The following is an 18,352-nucleotide window of genomic DNA, read 5'->3' on the forward strand; positions in this document are numbered from 1 at the left end:
CGAGCTTACTAGGGGCCCGCGGGCTTCCTACCGCCAGGCAAGCTTTGACGTTCCGTAACGAACAGGCGGCTGCCGATACCTGAGTGGGGCGCCCTCAACCAGAAGAGGCGGCCCTACAAACGTGAGCTGGCCGTAGGGGCTCTCTGCTCCCAGGAGGTTCGGCTCCCGCAGTGAGCTCACAGGGATGCCCTGATACCCGGAAGGCAAGGCGAACAGCTCCTCTGCCGTCCGTGCCAAAGAGAGACTCGCAGATCCACCGGCTCCAGTCCTTGATCGCTCCGCCAGCAAAGCCAACACCGCCGCCGCGAGTCCGTAACCTGTGGCGTGGTCCAGGGCCTGTACCGGGAGCGCCCCGGGTTTCCACCCGTCGTCGTGCTTCTGTCCATACCGCTCCGCTATTCCGCAAGCCGCCTGTACCAGGCTGTCAAAGCCCCGCCTTTCCCGCCAATGGCCGCTAGTGCCCCAAGCTGTCAGGGTGCCCACCACGAGCTCCGGCCTCGCAGCGAGCAGGGCAGCGGGAGATAAACCGAATCTGTCCAAGCCGCCGGCCCGGTACCCGGTGATCACCACATCCGCGGAGGCAACAAGACCGTGGACAGCTGCCAGGTGGTCCGACTTCCTGAGATCCGATTCGGCGCTGCGCTTGTCGAACCCGGCGTCGATGAAGGCTTCGCTCAGCTCCGGAAGGAGGGGCGGGTCGATACGCAAAACGTCCGCACCCAGCGCACCTAAAAGGCGCGTTGACGTGGGCCCGGCGATGACGCGCGTCAGGTCGAGCACTTTCAGCCCGTCCAAGGGCCGGAGCGGGTCCGCAGACGGCGCCCATGACGAGGCCTTCGAACCCAAGGACGCAATATCAGAGAGGGACAGGCTGACCCAAGGGCCGGAGCTTGCCGCAGAGTGCATGGGGGATGAGACCCATGCATCGCGGCGCCGGACAGCGGAAGCCGCACCCTTGTGTGCCACGATTGCAGTCTCCGCCTCCAAGGAGGTCATGGACAACAACGCGTTGTCCACGTCCTGCGGAACGGTCGCCGAGAGCGCTTCCATCAACCGGGCTGCATGATGGGGATAGTTGGCGTGAAGGCGGATCCAGCCGTCCGCAGTGCGCCGGAACCCGGATGCGGGCGCGAAGCCCTGGGGCTTGCGGCCCCCAATCCGGAGGTGCCCCAGCGAATCGAAGGATGCTGCCGTCAGCCCTGAGTCAACCGAGTATCTCCCCGGGGAACCTGTCAGTGCGTTGAGCGCTGTGGCGGCGCTTTGAACCGAACCGAGCGCCAAACCCTCGACGTCCAAGCTGCCACCCCACCACCGACGTGAACCACTGCAGGCCGCCGGCTGTTCCTTGCGCAGGGCTTCCACCCCGCGCAGGCCGGAGGTCAGATCGGGGACGGATTCCATGGCGCCGGGTTCCATTGCACGTGTACCTAGAGCCTGTTGACGTCTGTCACCCGGACCACGGCGGTGCCGGTCTCATCGGACGCCGCCAAGTCGATGTCGGCAGAGATTCCCCAGTCGTGGTTGCCCGCGGGATCGTCGAAAATTTGCCGGACCTTCCACGTGCCCGTTTCCTCATTGATGATGAGCAAACCAGGACCCCGCGCGTCAGGACCGGTGCCAATGTCGTCATGTTCGTCGAAGTAGTCGTCCAAGACCTCTTCCCACCGCTCCGCATCCCAGCCGGCATCGGCGTCGAGTTCGCCCAACGCGGCGGAGTCCTCGTCGGCAAAAAGTTCAACCCTGCGGAACATCTCATTGCGAACCATCACCCGGAAGGCCCGGATGTTGGCGGTCAACAGCGGCGGCGGGGGCGGGGGAGCGTCATGGGGCGTGGGGGCGAGCCCGGACGTCAGCTCTTCCCACTCATCCAGCAGGCTGGAATCCACTTGGCGCACCAGCTCGCCCAACCAAGCGATGAGATCTTCAAGATCCTCACGAAGGGAATCCTGAGGAACTGTTTGCCTCAGCGCACGGAAGCCATCGGCAAGATACCGCAGGACAATGCCTTCGGATCGGGCCAGGCCATAGAACTGAACGAACTCGCCAAAGTTCATGGCGCGCTCGTACATATCCCGGATGATCGATTTCGGAGCAAGTTCAAAGTCGCCCACCCAAGGCGCTGCCTTGCGGTATACCTCAAAGGCCTCGCCAAGAATCTCCGCCAACGGCATGGGATAGGTCACTTCGTCCAGCATGGCCATGCGCTGGTCATACTCGATACCGTCAGCCTTCATGGCCGCCACCGCCTCGCCCCGCGCCTTCTTTTGCTGGGCGGAGAGGATCTGTCGAGGTTTCTCCAGTGTTGACTCAATGACAGAGACAACATCCAGGGCGTAGGAGGGAGACTCCGGATCAAGCAGCTCCAAGGCAGCAAGTGCAAAGGGGGAGAGCGGCTGGTTGAGGGCAAAGTTTGCCTGCAGGTGGACAGTCAGCCGGACTGAGCGTCCCTCGGCCTCCTGCTCCTCCTCCGGAATGCGTTCCACTACACCCGCCGCCAGAAGTTCCCGGTAGATCCCCAAGGCTTTTTTCATCAGTTTGAGCTGGGCAGGCCGGCTTTCATGGTTCTCACTGAGCAGGCGCCGGGTTGCCTGGAAGGGGTCGCCCGGACGTTCCATGAGGTTCAGCAGCATCGCATGGGTAATGGTGAAGCTTGACGTCAAGGGCTCGGGTACAGACTCGACGAGCCGTTTGAACGTGGGCTCGCCCCAGGACACAAATCCTTCCGGAGGCTTTTTCTTAACTACTTGGCGCAGTTTCTTCTGGTCATCGCCGAACTTGGCAGTGGCCTTGGCCATGGCTTTCGTATTTTCCACCACGTGGTCCGGAGCCTGTACCACCACGGTGCCTGCGGTGTCGTAGCCTGCCCGTCCTGCACGGCCGGCAATCTGGTGGAACTCACGGGAGTTGAGAGGCCTGGTGCGTACGCCGTCGTACTTGCTCAAAGCCGTCAACAGCACTGTCCGGATGGGCACGTTGATGCCCACCCCCAAAGTGTCGGTTCCGCAGATCACTTTGAGGAGGCCGGCTTGGGCGAGCTGTTCCACTAGCCGGCGGTACTTCGGCAGCATGCCTGCGTGGTGGACGCCAATGCCGTGGCGGACCAGCCGGTTGAGGGTCTTTCCGAAACCAGCGGCAAACCTGAATCCCGCGATCAGCTCGGCGATGCGGTCCTTCTCTGCCCGGCTGCACATGTTGATACTCATGAGGTTCTGGGCGCGCTCAATGGCTTCAGCCTGGCTGAAGTGGACCACGTACACGGGAACCTGCTTGGTTGAGAGGAGTTCTTCCAGCGTCTCGTGTACAGGCGTCAGGTGGTAGTAGTGGTGCAGCGGAATGGGACGCTCTGCCGAACTCAATGTCGTGGTGGTCCGGCCCGTCAGCTCAGTCAGGCCCGTCTCGAACCGTGAAACGTCACCCAAGGTTGCGGACATCAGGAGGAACTGCGCCTGGGGGAGTTCCAAGAGCGGTACCTGCCACGCCCAACCGCGTTGCGGGTCGGAGTAGAAGTGGAATTCGTCCATGATCACCGAGCCCAGCTCTGCCGCCGATCCTTCGCGGAGCGCGATATTGGCCAGGATTTCCGCTGTGCAGCAGATGATGGGGGCATCCTGGTTTACGCCGGAATCACCGGTGATCATGCCAACGTTTTCGGCGCCGAAGATCTCGCAGAGTGCAAAGAACTTTTCGGAGACCAGGGCCTTGATGGGAGCTGTGTAGTAGCTCCGCTGGCCCCGTGCCATGGCTTCGAAGTGCGCTGCGATTGCTACCAAGGATTTGCCGGAGCCCGTGGGGGTGGCAAGGATGACGTTCGCGCCGGAGGCGAGTTCCATGATGGCCTCGTCCTGGGCCGGGTAGAGCTGCAACCCGCGGCTCTCGGTCCACTCGACAAACCGTGTGTAGATTTCGTCCGGGTCCAAACGGCCGGTGGAGGTGGTACCGGGGAGCTGCTCAAGAAGTTTCATTGGTTTCCAGCTTAGTGCCCGGACGGTTTAGGCTCAGCCCAGCAAGGGTGGCAGAGGCGAGGAGGCTTTCAGTGAAGTGGGATCCGTCCAAATACGTGGAGTTCGGCAACCATAGGGACAGGCCATTCCATGACCTCGTTGCCAGGGTGCGGTCCGTCCAACCGGGCAGGGTGGTTGACCTCGGCTGCGGCCCGGGAAACCTGACGGCAACCCTTGCCGAGCGTTGGCCGGAAGCCCACGTTGTGGGCATCGATTTGTCGGAGGAAATGCTGCTCCGGGCAGAATCCCTGAAGGAGGAGTACCTCCCGCAGCGGTCCCACCACCAGACGCCGGCCAGGCTAACTTTCGAGCAAGGTGACATCGCGGACTGGGAACCGGATGCGGAGACGGACGTGGTGGTCACCAATGCTGCCCTCCAATGGGTTCCCGGGCACCTGGACTTGATGCCCGGCTGGATTCGCGCTCTTAAACCCGGGGCTTGGTTTGCCATGCAAGTGCCGGGCAACTTTACGTCCCCGTCCCACACACTTATGCGGGAATTGGCCGAATCCCCAAAGTGGTCCGGGCGGCTTGGCGGCGTGCTCCGGCACGATGGCGCAGTGGGCAGTCCTGCGGACTACTTGGGAATCATGCTCGACGCCGGATGTGCGGCTGACGCTTGGGAGACCACATACCTCCAGGTTCTGCAGGGGGAGGACCCGGTACTGGAGTGGGTCCGCGGCACGGGACTGCGTCCTGTGTTGGCAGCTTTGTCGGCGGAAGAGGCTGCTGATTTCGAAGGCCAGTATGCCGCCCTTCTGAGTCAGGCCTACCCTTCAACGAACCACGGAACGGTCTACCCATTTCGTCGCATATTTGCCGTAGCGCACAAGCCGGAATGAACTTGCAGAACTCTTCGCCGCAGGTAGTATTCACCTTCCCGCACCGTGACGGCTTGTCCGTTGCCCGCGTCGCTGGTCTAATTCTCGGCATGGACCAAGGACGCTTCGAACACCAGATTCCCCGGATGGACCCGGCACCAGGCCGGAGTTCACTGTGACTCCCACCGGAGATTTTCCAGGCAACTGGCGACCCAACACCGGCAGTGCTGTTGCGCTCTTTGAACAGTTGAGACTCCGGATCATCGAACTCATTGATGCAGGAGTCCTGGCTGTCGGCGCCAAGCTTCCTCCTGTTCGCAATCTGGCGGGGGCCTTGGACGTCGCACCCCACACCGTGGCCCGTGCATACAAAGAATTGGAAGCAGCAGGCGTCGTGGCTACCCGCGGGCGCAACGGCACCGTGGTTTGCGCGCGGGATGACCGTTGGGGCGCGCTGGCAGGTGTCGCCGCTGAATACGCCGCCGCCTCGAAGGCCCAGGGAGCTTCATTCGCCGAGGCAGTGCAGCTTCTTGCTGCCGCATACGACGCCGACTGATACCGATCAGTAGCATGTGAGGCACGACATGGAAATTCGAAGAAGTTTTCGATTAGCATTGGTAGGTGCCCAAAGCCTTAGCTGAAGATACCGCCATGGACGCCTTGAACGGTGTCCCCGCTCTTTCCGATACCAAACCCGCCAAGCCGGACCTTTCCCGCTTGGTGGTTAAGGGTGCCCGGGAACACAATTTGCGCAACGTGGACCTCGACCTACCGCGCGACGCCATGATCGTGTTCACAGGACTCTCCGGTTCCGGCAAGTCCTCCCTGGCTTTCGATACCATCTTCGCCGAAGGCCAGCGTCGCTACGTGGAGTCATTGTCCGCATATGCACGTCAGTTCCTTGGCCAGGTAGACAAACCTGATGTCGACTTCATCGAGGGTCTGTCTCCGGCGGTATCCATCGACCAGAAGTCCACCAGCAAGAATCCACGGTCCACGGTGGGCACCATCACCGAGATTTACGACTACATGCGTTTGCTGTGGGCGCGCGTCGGTCGTCCGCACTGCCCTGTCTGTGGCGAGCCTATCGCCCGGCAGACACCTCAGCAGATTGTGGATCAGCTCCTGGAACTGGATCCGGGTACCCGATTCCAGGTCCTTGCCCCCGTTGTGCGAGGACGCAAGGGTGAGTTCGTCGATCTTTTCAAGGAATTGACGGCGAAGGGCTATTCCCGCGCCCGCGTAGACGGCGAGCTGGTTCAGCTGAGCGATCCGCCCAAACTCGGCAAGCAGTTCAAGCACACCATTGAAGTTGTAGTGGACCGCCTGGTGGTCAAGGAAGAGATCAGCCAACGCCTCACTGATTCCGTCGAGACCGCCCTCGGCCTCGCTGAAGGCCGTGTGCTGGTGGAGTTCGTGGACCTTGAGGCCGAGGACCCCAACCGTATCCGCGCCTTCTCAGAGAACCTGGCGTGTCCCAACGAACACCCCCTGGCCATCGATGAGATCGAACCCCGTTCGTTCTCCTTCAACAACCCCTTTGGCGCCTGCTCTGCCTGCAGCGGCATCGGCACCAGGCTGGAAGTGGATGAAGAACTGATTGTTCCCAATCCCGAGTTGTCCCTTGGCGAGGGTGCCATTGCCCCTTGGGCCCTTGGCACAGCCACCACGGAGTACTGGAACCGTCTCCTTGAGGGGCTGGCGCACGAGCTGGGCTTCTCCATGAAGACCTCCTGGGAGAAACTGCCCAAGGACATCCGGAATACGGTCCTGCACGGCAAGGACCACAAGGTGGTTGTCCAGTACAAGAACCGCTTTGGCCGCGAGCGTAAGTACAGCACCGGCTTCGAGGGTGCCATACAGTACGTTCACCGCAAGCACGGAGAAACAGACTCCGACTGGGCCCGCGACCGGTACGAAGAGTACATGCGTCAGATTCCGTGCCCCGAGTGCAACGGTGCCCGTCTCAACCCTGCCTCGCTGTCCGTGCTCATCAACGGTAAGTCGATCGCCGAGGTTGCAGCCCTGCCCATGCGTGAGTGCGCGGAGTTCCTGGGCAGCCTTACCCTGACCAACAGGGAAGCCCAGATTGCCAACCAGGTCCTGAAGGAGATCCAGGCCCGCCTGACCTTCCTCCTGGACGTTGGACTGGAGTACCTGAACCTTGAACGCCCTTCGGGAACCCTGTCGGGCGGTGAGGCTCAGCGCATCCGTCTTGCCACCCAAATTGGCTCTGGCCTGGTGGGTGTCCTCTATGTTTTGGATGAGCCATCCATTGGTTTGCACCAGCGGGACAACCGGCGGCTCATCGAGACGCTCACGCGCCTCCGGGACCTCGGTAACACCCTGATCGTCGTGGAGCACGACGAAGACACCATCCACGAAGCCGACTGGGTGGTGGACATCGGACCGGGTGCCGGCGAACACGGCGGCCAGGTAGTGCACTCCGGTACCTACAAGGAGCTGCTGAAAAACACGGAGTCACTGACCGGTGACTACCTGTCCGGTCGTCGCAAGATCGATGTCCCCACCAAACGCCGTAAGTACGACAAAAAGCGTGAACTCAAGGTTGTAGGTGCCCGGGAGAACAACCTCAACAATGTTGACGCCACGTTCCCCCTGGGACTTTTCACGGCGGTCACTGGTGTCAGTGGATCCGGCAAGTCCACGTTGGTGAACGAAATCCTCTACAAGGTCCTCGCCAACAAGCTCAACGGAGCCAAGCAGGTTGCAGGCCGCCACCGCACAGTTGCTGGACTCGAGCACCTGGACAAGGTGGTCCACGTTGATCAAAGCCCCATCGGCCGTACACCCCGGTCCAACCCAGCTACGTACACCGGTGTCTTTGACAACATCCGGAAACTCTTTGCTGAGACCACCGAAGCCAAGGTGCGGGGCTACCAGCCGGGGCGCTTCTCCTTCAATGTCAAGGGCGGGCGCTGCGAGGCTTGTTCGGGCGACGGCACACTGAAGATCGAAATGAACTTCCTGCCGGATGTCTATGTTCCTTGCGAAGTGTGCCACGGCGCCAGGTACAACCGGGAAACCCTTGAGGTTCACTACAAAGGCAAGACCATTGCGGACGTCCTCAACATGCCCATTGAAGAAGGTGCCGAGTTCTTCGCTGCCTTCACCCCCATCGCACGGCATTTGAAGACCTTGGTGGATGTGGGCTTGGGCTACGTCAGGCTTGGCCAACCTGCAACCACACTCTCAGGCGGCGAGGCGCAGCGCGTGAAGCTGGCAGCCGAGCTTCAGAAGCGGTCGAACGGACGCAGCATCTACGTCCTCGATGAGCCCACCACGGGCCTGCACTTTGAGGACATACGTAAGCTGCTCCTGGTTCTTCAGGGCTTGGTGGATAAGGGCAACACCGTGATCACCATCGAACACAACCTGGATGTCATCAAATCCGCGGACTGGATTGTGGACCTTGGTCCCAATGGTGGTTCGGGCGGCGGGAAGATCGTGGCCACAGGAACGCCGGAACAGGTGGCCAAATCCACGGACAGCCACACGGCGACCTTCCTGGCCGAGATTCTCTGATAGCTACTCACGGGCGGCCGGAAGGCCGTCAGGGAATATCTCTGCGACCTTGGAAGTATTCCTGTAGCGGCATGCGAGTTTCAGGCATGCCGCTACTCGTGAGAAACTAACCCGGTGACTCAAACAACGGTGCCCGTAATATTCGATCTGGACGGCACCCTTGTCGATCCTGCCGGAGGTATCACGGGAGGCATTTCTGCAGCCCTCCGGGAAATGGAGCTCCCTGTTCCGGAGCAAGCCGTCTTAAATTCAATGGTGGGGCCTAAACTCAGCGACTCCCTTCTGCATTTGGCCAACGTCCCCGGCGAATTGGTGGATGAAACCATTGAGCGATACCGGCGTCACTATAGGGAAACCGGTATTGGCCAGAGCAAGCTGTACCCGGGCATCTTCGATCTCCTTGAGTATTTCGCGGAGACCGGCCGGGCCGTTGCGGTAGCCACCCAGAAGCCACAGTCAATTGCGCGGCTGGTGCTTGAGCACCACAGAATCGCAGACTTTTTCGTCTCCATTCGGGGTGCTGCGGACGACGAATCCCTCAAGGCCAACACGGCGCCCGGCAAAGTCGAGATCGTGGGCGCGGCCTTGAAGGATCTTCACTCCCAGCCGGCCGTCATGGTGGGGGACAGGCATCAGGACGTCGCGGGTGCTTTGGCCAATGGACTGGACTGCATCGGGGTCAGTTGGGGTTTCGCCCCGGACGGTGAACTTGAGGAAGCCGGAGCAGTCGCAGTAGTAAGCACCGCCGTGGAGCTTCGCAGCACAATTGAAGAACTTGACGCTGTCCGCGCGGCAGCCCTGAGCGAGGTACAAAACGATGGCAGTCTTTGATGCGATCCGCTGGACAACCCGTGGCCTGATCTCCTCCACGTGCCGTCCAACGGTCATTGGACTGGAGAACGTTCCCAAGGATGGGCCATTCATCGTGGCACCCAATCATCTGTCCTTCCTGGACAGCGTCATCGTCCAGGCGCTCATGCCCCGGCCTGTTGCTTTTTTTGCCAAGGCGGAATACTTCACCACCAAAGGCGTCAAGGGCGCGGTGATGAAGTCGTTCTTTGAAGCAGTGGGTTCCATTCCCGTTGAGCGCGGCGAGCAGGCGGCCAGCGTGCAGGCGCTCAAGACGCTGCTGGACATCCTGGAATCCGGTAAGGGCATCGGCATCTATCCTGAAGGCACCCGGTCCCGGGACGGCATCCTATACCGGGGCAGGACGGGTGTGGGCTGGCTGGCCCTCACTACTGGCGCTCCGGTGATCCCGGTGGGGTTGATCGGCACCGAGAAACTGCAGCCTGCGGACAAGAACGCAGTCCGTCCCCAGCACTTCACCATGAAAGTGGGCGAGCCCCTTTACTTCGACAAGACAGGCCCGGACCATTCGTTGCCGGCCAGGCGCGAAGTCACTGACAAGATCATGGATGCCATTGCGGTGCTCAGCGGGCAGGAACGGTCCACAAGCTACAACCAAAGCAAGTCTGTCGACTAAGGCCTGGTAAACCGGCTCCGTGGCAAAGAGTGTCGTTACGGTTCATTAGACTGGAATCGTGGCAGATCCAGCAAGTTACCGGCCCCAAACGGGTGAAATTCCCACCACCCCCGGCGTCTATCGTTTCCGTGACCCCCATGGTCGGGTCATTTATGTGGGCAAGGCAAAGAACCTCCGTTCCAGGCTGAATTCGTATTTCGCCAACCCTGCAGGTCTTCTTCCCAAGACCCATGCAATGGTCCACGCGGCCAGTAGCGTTGAATGGACCATGGTAGGCAGCGAGCTGGAATCGTTGCAGTTGGAATACACGTGGATCAAGGAGTTCAAGCCACGGTTCAATGTGGTCTTCCGGGATGACAAAACTTATCCCTACCTAGCGGTCACCATGGGGGAGAAATATCCCAGGGTCCAGGTCATGCGTGGCGAGAGAAGGAAAGGGACCCGGTATTTCGGTCCCTACACTGCCGGTGCCATCAGGGAGACCATGGACACTCTTCTGCGGGTCTTCCCCGTGCGGAGTTGCAGCGCCGGTGTCTTCAAGCGGGCTGAGTCCAGCGGCCGGCCCTGCCTTCTGGGGTATATCGACAAATGCTCGGCACCCTGTGTCGGACGGGTCACCCCTGAGGAGCACCGTGGACTGGCTGAGGACTTCTGTTCCTTCATGGGCGGCGAAGCCAAGCGTTTTATAGGCCGGCTGGAAAAGGACATGGCTGCCGCCGTTGCTGAACTGGACTACGAGCGCGCGGCGGGCCTGCGGGACGACATCATCGCCCTCCGTAAGGTCTTTGAACGGAACGCAGTGGTCCTTGCCGAGGACACTGACGCAGACGTCTTCGCCCTCCATGAGGATGAACTTGAAGCGTCCGTTCAGGTGTTCCACGTGCGCGGCGGCCGGGTCCGGGGCCAGCGCGGTTGGGTGGTGGAAAAGGTGGAAGATGCCACCTCCCCGGAACTGATCGAACATCTGCTGCAGCAGGTTTATGGAGAAGACAGTGAAGTTCAGGGCCGCATCCCACGGGAAGTCCTGGTTCCCGAGAACCCCAGCAACCATGCGGAACTGACTGAATGGCTGGGGGGATTACGCGGGGCAAGGGTGGACATCCGGGTCCCGCAGCGCGGTGACAAGGCTGCCTTGATGTCCACGGTGCGCGAGAATGCGGAGCAAGCACTGAAGCTGCACAAGACGCGGCGCGCTGGAGACATTACCGTTAGGTCCGTTGCACTTCAGGAACTGCAGGAGGCGTTGGAGATTCCGGTTCCCCTGCTGAGGATTGAATGCTTCGATATTTCCCACGTCCAGGGCACCAACGTGGTCGCGTCCATGGTGGTAGTGGAAGACGGGCTGCCCAAAAAATCGGATTACCGGAAGTTTTCCATCACGGGTGCTGCGGCCACGGACGATACCGCAGCCATGCACGACGTCCTCACGCGCCGGTTCAGGCACTACCTGACGGACAAAGCTGCCCAGGTCCCCATTGTTTCCGGGGAGATCGTCAACCCCACGCGAACCGGCGCCAAAAGCAGTGCCAAGCTTCCGACGTCGGACCCTGAAGTTCAGGCCCCGAAGGCCAAATTCGCGTATCCGCCCAATCTTGTGGTGGTGGACGGCGGGCAACCGCAGGTCAACGCCGCGGCCCGCGCCCTAGCGGAGTTGGGCATTGATGACGTTTACGTGGTGGGGCTGGCAAAGCGACTTGAGGAAGTCTGGCTCCCGGACAGCGACTTCCCCGTCATCCTTCCCCGAACATCTCAAGGCCTGTACCTGCTGCAGCGCATTCGCGACGAAGCCCACCGATTCGCCATCACGTTCCACCGGCAGAAGCGCGGCAAGGCGATGACGGTCTCGGCCTTGGATGGCGTTCCTGGGCTGGGTGAGGCAAAGCGAAAGGCACTGGTGGCGCATTTTGGCTCACTCAAGAAGATCAAAGCCGCGTCAGTGGAGGAGCTGACATCGGCCAAGGGCATCGGACCGGCGCTTGCAGCCGCGGTGGTCCAGCACCTTGGTGCCACTGAGGATTCAGGTGAAACGGCACCGGCGGTGAACATGACCACCGGCGAAATCCTTGAATCTTAGCTAGGGTAAGAACTTGTCCGGTCGGCGCGATCGAGCAGCCGGACGCCTGTAACCGGCTGCTTGCACCACGGCGCCCCGGGCGGCAACCACGATCATTTTCACTGACCACTTCCTACGAAACGGGGACAACTGATGGATGAGGCTACGGCAGGGTCCGGCACGGAGCAGGACGGCCTGACGCCCGTGAAGCCGCCGGAGGCTGAGCTGTTGGTGGTAACCGGCATGTCGGGTGCCGGCCGCAGCACCGCCTCGGACGCCTTGGAGGATCACGGCTGGTATGTGGTGGACAACCTTCCTCCGCAGATGCTGGGTACCCTGGCCGAAATTGTCTCGCATGCGCCCAAGTCCATTCCCAAGCTGGCAGTAGTGGTGGACGTTCGCAGCAAGGATCTCTTCACGGACATCCAGACCGCCCTGGGGGCATTGAGCGCAAGCGGCATCACGTTCCGGGTCCTCTTCCTGGATGCCAATGACGACGTCCTGGTCCGCCGTTTCGAGCAGGGTCGCCGCCCGCATCCGTTGCAGGGCGGCGGGAGGATCCTGGACGGCATCGGAATCGAGCGTGAGGTCCTGCGCGAACTGCGTGAACACGCCGATGTGGTACTGGACACCTCCGACTTCAACGTTCATGGCCTGGCCACCGCCATCACGGAATTATTCAGCGATACCGGCCCTGTGACGCTTCGGCTCAATGTCATGAGCTTTGGTTTCAAGTACGGGCTCCCCGTGGATGCGAACTTCGTGGCGGACGCCCGCTTCATTCCCAACCCGCACTGGGTTCCCCAACTTCGGCCCCATACGGGCCTGGATGAGGACGTCAGCGAGTATGTCCTGGGCGCGGCGGGTGTCCAGGAGTTCGTGGATCGTTACGTTCGGGCGTTGGAGCCTGTCCTGGACGGCTACCGGCAGGAGAACAAGCATTACGCCACGCTGGCTGTTGGTTGTACAGGAGGCAAGCATCGCTCAGTGGCGGTGGCCATGGAACTGTCCAAGCGCCTGGCCCAATACCCCCGCGTAACAGTGACCACCACCCACCGCGACCTGGGGCGTGAATAGTGGGGGTCCTGACGGGACCGCTGCCACTCATTCCGCCCAAGGGCGTTCCCGGCAGCCAACAGAAGAAGAGCCCCTCCGTGGTCGCCCTGGGTGGCGGTCACGGACTGGCCGCTTCGTTGTCCGCCCTGCGGCTGCTCACCTCTGAGCTGACGGCAATCGTCACAGTCGCGGACGACGGCGGCAGTTCCGGTCGTCTGCGTGAGGAGTACGGTGTCCTTCCGCCCGGAGACCTTCGGATGGCGCTCAGCGCCCTTTGCGACGATACGGACTGGGGGCGGACGTGGCGGGACGTCATGCAACACCGCTTCGAAGCCGGTTCGGCTAAAGGCGGTTCGCTGGATAACCACGCCATGGGCAACCTCCTGATCGTCACGTTATGGGAGCTGCTGGGGGACACTGTTGCCGGCCTCAAGTGGGCGGGAGCGCTGCTTGGCGCCCGCGGCCAGGTCCTGCCCATGTCCAGCGTTCCCCTCACCATTGAGGGCAAGGCCCGCGTGGAGTTGCCCGATGGCGGCAATGAACTAAGGACGGTTCGGGGACAGGCGAAATGTGCCGTGGCAGGAAAGCTGGAAGAAGTCAGGCTCCTTCCCGATGCCGCCCCGGCCTGCGTGGAGGCTCTCACTGCTATCGAGCTTGCTGATTGGGTCATCCTCGGCCCCGGCTCCTGGTACACCTCGGTTCTGCCGCACTTGCTGCTGCCTGAGCTGCGGCGGGCCCTCGGTGACACCGCCGCCAAACGCTGCCTCACCATGAACCTGGATGTGGAAACCAAGGAAACTTCCGGCATGACCGCAGCGGACCACTTGGACGTTCTACGCCGCTATGCGCCTGAGTTCACAGTGGACGTGGTCCTGGCCGATCCCGCAGCCGTGCAGGATCTCAAGGCTTTTGAGAAGGCCGCTGCAATGATCGGTGCCGAAGTGGTGTTGGGTAGAGTAGGTGCGTCGAGGCGCCGCCCCGTCCATGATCCACTGCTGTTGGCAGCGGCGTACCACGATATTTTCGGGAACAGTTAGGAACACGCGATGGCACTTACTGCGTCGGTCAAGGACGAACTGTCCCGGCTGGACATCAAGAAATCTTCGGTCCGCAAGGCGGAGGTTTCGGCAATGCTGCGTTTTGCGGGCGGCTTGCACATCATTTCGGGACGTATCGTCATCGAGGCTGAGGTGGATCTTGCCTCCACCGCACGCCGTCTCCGGGCAGCGATCGCCGAAGTTTACGGACATCAGAGTGAAATAATCGTTGTTTCCGGCGGAGGCTTGCGCCGGGGGAGCCGCTACGTCGTCCGCGTTGTCCGTGACGGCGAGGCGCTGGCCCGCCAAACCGGTTTGCTGGACGGCCGTGGGCGCCCTGTCCGCGGTCTCCCTTCAGCGGTCGTGAACGGCTCCGCTGCAGATGCTGAGGCTGTGTGGAGGGGTGCATTCCTTGCTCATGGCTCGCTGACCGAACCGGGTCGCTCCTCCTCCCTTGAAGTGACCTGCCCCGGCCCTGAATCGGCGCTGGCACTGGTCGGCGCAGCCCGACGCTTGGGGATTCAGGCCAAGGCGCGTGAAGTTCGCGGTGTGGACCGCGTGGTCATCCGCGACGGCGACACCATCGCTGCTCTCTTGACCCGCATGGGCGCGCATGACGCCCTGATGGTTTGGGAAGAACGCCGGATGCGAAAAGAAGTACGGGCCACCGCCAACAGGCTGGCCAACTTTGATGACGCCAATCTTCGGCGCTCGGCGCAAGCCGCTGTGGCAGCGGGCGCCAGGGTGGACCGCGCGTTGGAGATCCTGGGAGACGACGTCCCTGACCACCTCAAGTACGCAGGGGAGCTTCGTGTTGCCCACAAGCAGGCGAGCCTGGATGAGCTCGGCCGCCTCGCCGATCCGCCCATGACCAAGGACGCCATCGCGGGCCGTATCCGACGGCTCCTTGCCATGGCGGACAAACGTGCGGTGGATTTGGGCATTCCCGGGACTGAGGCAAATGTGACTCCCGAAATGATGGACGAGTAGGGCGCACCCATAGAATCGAGAAAGTGCGGAGGAAATACTGCAAGGCCACCGCGGGTTGTTCCCGATGGAGGCAAGAGCAGTTTGCTTCGCCAAGGATTTCCGGCCGGCCCGCTGGCCGGATGACATAACGAGAGTTACCAACCGGACGTGAGTCCACTACATTGGAGGATTTCGTGACAGAGTACGTTCTGCCCGAGCTCGGCTACGACTACGCAGCACTCGAGCCGCATATTTCTGCAAAGATCATGGAGCTGCACCACAGCAAGCACCATGCGGCATACGTTGCAGGCGCCAACAACGCCCTCTCCCAACTGGCCGATGCGCGCGAGAAGAATGATTTCGCCAACATCAACCGCCTCTCCAAGGACCTCGCGTTCCACACCGGCGGCCACATCAACCACTCCGTGTTCTGGAACAACATCTCCCCGGACGGCGGCGACAAGCCCGAAGGCGAACTCGCAGCCGCTATCGACGACGCCTTCGGCTCGTTTGATGCTTTCCGTGCTCAGTTCAGCGCAGCTGCCCTGGGCCTGCAGGGTTCCGGCTGGGCTTTCCTGGCCTATGAGCCCATCGGTGGAAACCTGCTCATCGAGCAGCTCTACGATCAGCAGGGCAACGTAGCCGTGGGCACCACCCCGCTGCTGATGCTGGACATGTGGGAGCACGCCTTCTACCTGGACTACGTCAACGTCAAGGCTGACTACGTCAAGGCATTCTGGAACATCGTCAACTGGGCAGACGTCGCCAAGCGCTTCGAAGCCGCCCGCGCCAACGCCACGGGCCTCATCGTCCTCTAGTTGGTGAGTTCCGGTTCACGCAGATGTAATAAAAGTCACCTTTAGCGTGAAATCGGGCGAAAAGCTCAAAAGCCTGCCTCCGCAGTTGCGGGGGCAGGCTTAGTTAAACGTAAGATGGATCACGGAAGGCGGTTAGCCTTCAGCAACGTGGCTGGTCGCCCTCCGATCTGATAATCACCTCTGCCCAAAGACGTGCGGGGTCTGTTAGTTGGAAATATTTGATCCGACTCACTAGGCGTGCTTGCAAGAGCACCAAGGAGATTGACACATAGTGACCACCCGTATTGGTATCAACGGCTTCGGCCGCATCGGCCGTAACTACTTCCGCGCAGCACTGGCCCAGGGCGCAGATCTTGAGATCGTGGCAGTCAACGACCTCACCAGCCCCGAAACGCTCGCGCACCTCCTGAAGTACGACTCCGTCGGCGGCCGTCTCGCCCAGACCGTGGAAGTTGTCGATGGAAACCTGGTAGTTGACGGTAAGTCCATCAAGGTCCTTGCTGAGCGTGATCCCGCCAACCTGCCTTGGGGCGAGCTTGGTGTCGACATCGTCATCGAGTCCACCGGCTTCTTCACCAAAGCTGCAGCCGCACAGAAGCACATTGATGCCGGCGCCAAGAAGGTCCTCATCTCTGCACCTGCCAGCGACGAAGACATCACCATCGTCATGGGCGTCAACCACGAGCTGTATGACCCCGCAGCCCACAACATCATCTCCAACGCATCCTGCACCACCAACTGCCTCGGCCCGCTGGCCAAGGTTGTCAATGACGCTTTCGGCATTGAGCGCGGCCTGATGACCACGGTCCACGCCTACACCGCAGACCAGAACCTGCAGGATGGCCCGCACGGAGATCTCCGCCGTGCCCGCGCTGCTGCGATCAACATGGTCCCCACGTCCACCGGTGCTGCCAAGGCAATCGGCCTGGTCCTCCCGGAACTCAAGGGCAAGCTGGATGGTTACGCCATTCGCGTGCCCGTCCCCACCGGCTCCGCTACGGACCTCACGGTCACTGTTTCCCGCGAAGTCACGGTTGAGGAAGTCAACGCTGCCGTCAAGGCTGCCGCAGAGTCCGAGCAGTTCGCTGGAATCCTCAGCTACACGGACGCCCCCATTGTGTCCTCGGACATCGTCGGAGACCCCGCCTCTTCCATCTTCGATTCCGGCCTCACCAAGGTCATTGGCAACCAGGTCAAGGTTGTTTCCTGGTATGACAACGAGTGGGGTTACTCCAACCGCCTCGTAGACCTCACGGAGCTCGTCGCATCCAAGCTGGGCTAGGGTAGACACATGACATCTCACACCCTCAACGAACTCATCGCTGAAGGTGTCCGCGGGCGGTACATTCTGGTCAGAAGTGACCTGAATGTGCCGCTCGACGGCTCTGCAGTGACCGACGACGGCCGTATCAAGGCCTCCCTTCCGGTCCTCAAGAAGCTGTCGGACGCCGGTGCCCGTGTGCTCGTAACCGCCCACCTCGGCCGCCCCAAAGGCACACCTGAGGAAAAGTACTCCCTGAAGCCCGCTGCAGCCCGTCTGGCGGAACTCGCGGACTTCACGGTCCAGCTGGCCGAAGACACGGTGGGAGATTCCGCCAAGGCGCTTGCAGCCAATCTCCAGGACGGCGAAGTTCTCGTCTTGGAAAACGTTCGGTTCGATGCCCGCGAAACCAGCAAGGACGACGCCGAGCGTGGCGCGTTTGCTGACGAACTGGTTGCCCTCACCGGAACAAACGGCGCCTTCGTCGATGACGCTTTTGGCGCCGTCCACCGGAAACACGCCAGCGTCTTCGATGTCGCTACTCGCCTGCCGTCGTACCTGGGCGACCTCGTTCACACGGAGGTAGAGGTTCTTCGGAAGCTCACCACGGACACCCAGCGTCCCTACGTTGTGGTTCTTGGTGGCTCCAAGGTTTCGGACAAGCTGGCAGTCATCGACAACCTCCTGGGCAAGGCTGACACCATCCTGGTTGGCGGGGGAATGCTCTTCACCTTCCTGGCCGCAGCCGGACACAAGGTCGCGGGCAGCCTCCTTGAAGAGGACCAGATTCCTGTCGTCCAGGATTACCTCAAGCGCGCGTCCGATGCCGGAACGTCGTTCGTGATCCCCACAGACGTGGTGGTCGCAAGCCGTTTCGCTGCAGACGCTGAGCACGAGGTCGTCAAGGCAGACGCCATTGAGGACAGCCGTTTTGGTGCTTCCGGGATTGGGCTTGATATTGGCCCGGAATCTGCATCGGCATTCGCTGCCCAGATCGAGGGTGCCAAAACCGTGTTCTGGAACGGCCCCATGGGCGTCTTCGAATTCGAGGCCTTCTCCAGCGGCACGCGCGCCATTGCGCAGGCCCTGACGGATACCGTTGCGTTCACCGTAGTTGGTGGCGGCGATTCTGCTGCAGCAGTCCGCACCCTCGGCTTCGAGGATTCGCAGTTCGGCCACATTTCCACCGGTGGCGGCGCCAGCCTGGAATACCTTGAAGGCAAGGAACTTCCCGGTCTGAGCGTCCTGGACCGCTAAGCATCAACCGACCGGCAGGGCGCAACCGCGTCCTGCCGGTCGTTCCA

General features: G+C 61.4%; 14 protein-coding genes. 12 read left to right on the plus strand and 2 right to left on the minus strand.

Translation table 11 applies throughout. From position 1 onward, the window contains the following. Positions 1–27: 27 nt before the first annotated feature. The gene (locus MOD31_RS07005) at positions 28–1,401 is read right to left on the minus strand and encodes a CoA transferase (protein WP_223940300.1); all 1,374 of its coding nucleotides are present in this window, start codon (positions 1,399–1,401) and stop codon (positions 28–30) included. A gap of 26 nt (positions 1,402–1,427) precedes the next feature. Beyond that, the gene (locus MOD31_RS07010) at positions 1,428–3,962 is read right to left on the minus strand and encodes an RNA helicase (protein WP_250820181.1); all 2,535 of its coding nucleotides are present in this window, start codon (positions 3,960–3,962) and stop codon (positions 1,428–1,430) included. Positions 3,963–4,033: 71 nt separating this feature from the next. On the opposite strand from MOD31_RS07010, the gene MOD31_RS07015 reads away from it, so the two are divergent. From MOD31_RS07015 to pgk, 12 genes are all read left to right on the plus strand, one after another. Continuing rightward, positions 4,034–4,843 carry a trans-aconitate 2-methyltransferase gene (locus tag MOD31_RS07015; RefSeq protein WP_250820182.1) on the plus strand — a complete coding sequence of 270 codons (810 nt, stop codon included), beginning with the start codon at positions 4,034–4,036 and terminating at the stop codon, positions 4,841–4,843. 154 nt (positions 4,844–4,997) lie between these two features. Further along, positions 4,998–5,378: a GntR family transcriptional regulator gene (locus MOD31_RS07020; RefSeq protein WP_142939244.1), complete on the plus strand. Its 381-nt coding sequence runs from the start codon at positions 4,998–5,000 to the stop codon at positions 5,376–5,378. 65 nt (positions 5,379–5,443) lie between these two features. Further along, positions 5,444–8,368, plus strand: a complete 2,925-nt coding sequence (gene uvrA, locus MOD31_RS07025) for an excinuclease ABC subunit UvrA (RefSeq protein WP_142939243.1) — start codon at positions 5,444–5,446, stop codon at positions 8,366–8,368. Between the two features lie 114 nt (positions 8,369–8,482). Beyond that, positions 8,483–9,199: an HAD hydrolase-like protein gene (locus MOD31_RS07030; RefSeq protein WP_142939242.1), complete on the plus strand. Its 717-nt coding sequence runs from the start codon at positions 8,483–8,485 to the stop codon at positions 9,197–9,199. Continuing rightward, on the plus strand, positions 9,186–9,854 hold the full coding sequence (locus tag MOD31_RS07035; protein ID WP_142939241.1) for a 1-acyl-sn-glycerol-3-phosphate acyltransferase: 669 nt from the start codon (positions 9,186–9,188) through the stop codon (positions 9,852–9,854). The genes MOD31_RS07030 and MOD31_RS07035 overlap by 14 nt, the downstream gene beginning before the upstream one ends. Positions 9,855–9,912: 58 nt before the next feature. Then, positions 9,913–11,928, plus strand: coding sequence for an excinuclease ABC subunit UvrC (gene uvrC, locus MOD31_RS07040; RefSeq protein ID WP_166840776.1), 2,016 nt, complete (start codon positions 9,913–9,915; stop codon positions 11,926–11,928). A gap of 132 nt (positions 11,929–12,060) precedes the next feature. Beyond that, positions 12,061–12,984 (plus strand): RNase adapter RapZ, encoded by a 924-nt coding sequence (gene rapZ, locus MOD31_RS07045; protein ID WP_142939239.1) that lies wholly within the window; start codon positions 12,061–12,063, stop codon positions 12,982–12,984. Continuing rightward, the gene (yvcK, locus tag MOD31_RS07050; protein ID WP_142939238.1) at positions 12,984–14,000 is read left to right on the plus strand and encodes a uridine diphosphate-N-acetylglucosamine-binding protein YvcK; all 1,017 of its coding nucleotides are present in this window, start codon (positions 12,984–12,986) and stop codon (positions 13,998–14,000) included. The genes rapZ and yvcK overlap by 1 nt, the downstream gene beginning before the upstream one ends. 9 nt (positions 14,001–14,009) lie before the next feature. Continuing rightward, positions 14,010–14,990, plus strand: coding sequence for a DNA-binding protein WhiA (whiA, locus tag MOD31_RS07055; protein ID WP_062069705.1), 981 nt, complete (start codon positions 14,010–14,012; stop codon positions 14,988–14,990). Positions 14,991–15,163: 173 nt separating this feature from the next. Next, positions 15,164–15,787 carry a superoxide dismutase gene (locus tag MOD31_RS07060; RefSeq protein ID WP_091467344.1) on the plus strand — a complete coding sequence of 208 codons (624 nt, stop codon included), beginning with the start codon at positions 15,164–15,166 and terminating at the stop codon, positions 15,785–15,787. A gap of 271 nt (positions 15,788–16,058) precedes the next feature. Continuing rightward, positions 16,059–17,069 carry a type I glyceraldehyde-3-phosphate dehydrogenase gene (gap, locus tag MOD31_RS07065; RefSeq protein ID WP_089595055.1) on the plus strand — a complete coding sequence of 337 codons (1,011 nt, stop codon included), beginning with the start codon at positions 16,059–16,061 and terminating at the stop codon, positions 17,067–17,069. Between the two features lie 9 nt (positions 17,070–17,078). Beyond that, the gene (gene pgk / locus MOD31_RS07070) at positions 17,079–18,305 is read left to right on the plus strand and encodes a phosphoglycerate kinase (protein ID WP_223940306.1); all 1,227 of its coding nucleotides are present in this window, start codon (positions 17,079–17,081) and stop codon (positions 18,303–18,305) included. Positions 18,306–18,352 lie beyond the last annotated feature (47 nt).

This window comes from Paenarthrobacter sp. TYUT067, assembly GCF_023656375.1.
Taxonomy (GTDB): Bacteria; Actinomycetota; Actinomycetes; order Actinomycetales; family Micrococcaceae; genus Arthrobacter.

Excerpts from the sequence above, each read along its gene's own strand:
- MOD31_RS07005 (WP_223940300.1), bottom strand. The coding sequence starts at position 1,401 with ATGGAATCCGTCCCCGATCTGACCTCCGGCCTGCGCGGGGTGGAAGCC.
- MOD31_RS07010 (WP_250820181.1), bottom strand. The coding sequence starts at position 3,962 with ATGAAACTTCTTGAGCAGCTCCCCGGTACCACCTCCACCGGCCGTTTG.
- MOD31_RS07035 (WP_142939241.1), top strand. The coding sequence starts at position 9,186 with ATGGCAGTCTTTGATGCGATCCGCTGGACAACCCGTGGCCTGATCTCC.
- rapZ (WP_142939239.1), top strand. The coding sequence starts at position 12,061 with ATGGATGAGGCTACGGCAGGGTCCGGCACGGAGCAGGACGGCCTGACG.
- whiA (WP_062069705.1), top strand. The coding sequence starts at position 14,010 with ATGGCACTTACTGCGTCGGTCAAGGACGAACTGTCCCGGCTGGACATC.
- pgk (WP_223940306.1), top strand. The coding sequence starts at position 17,079 with ATGACATCTCACACCCTCAACGAACTCATCGCTGAAGGTGTCCGCGGG.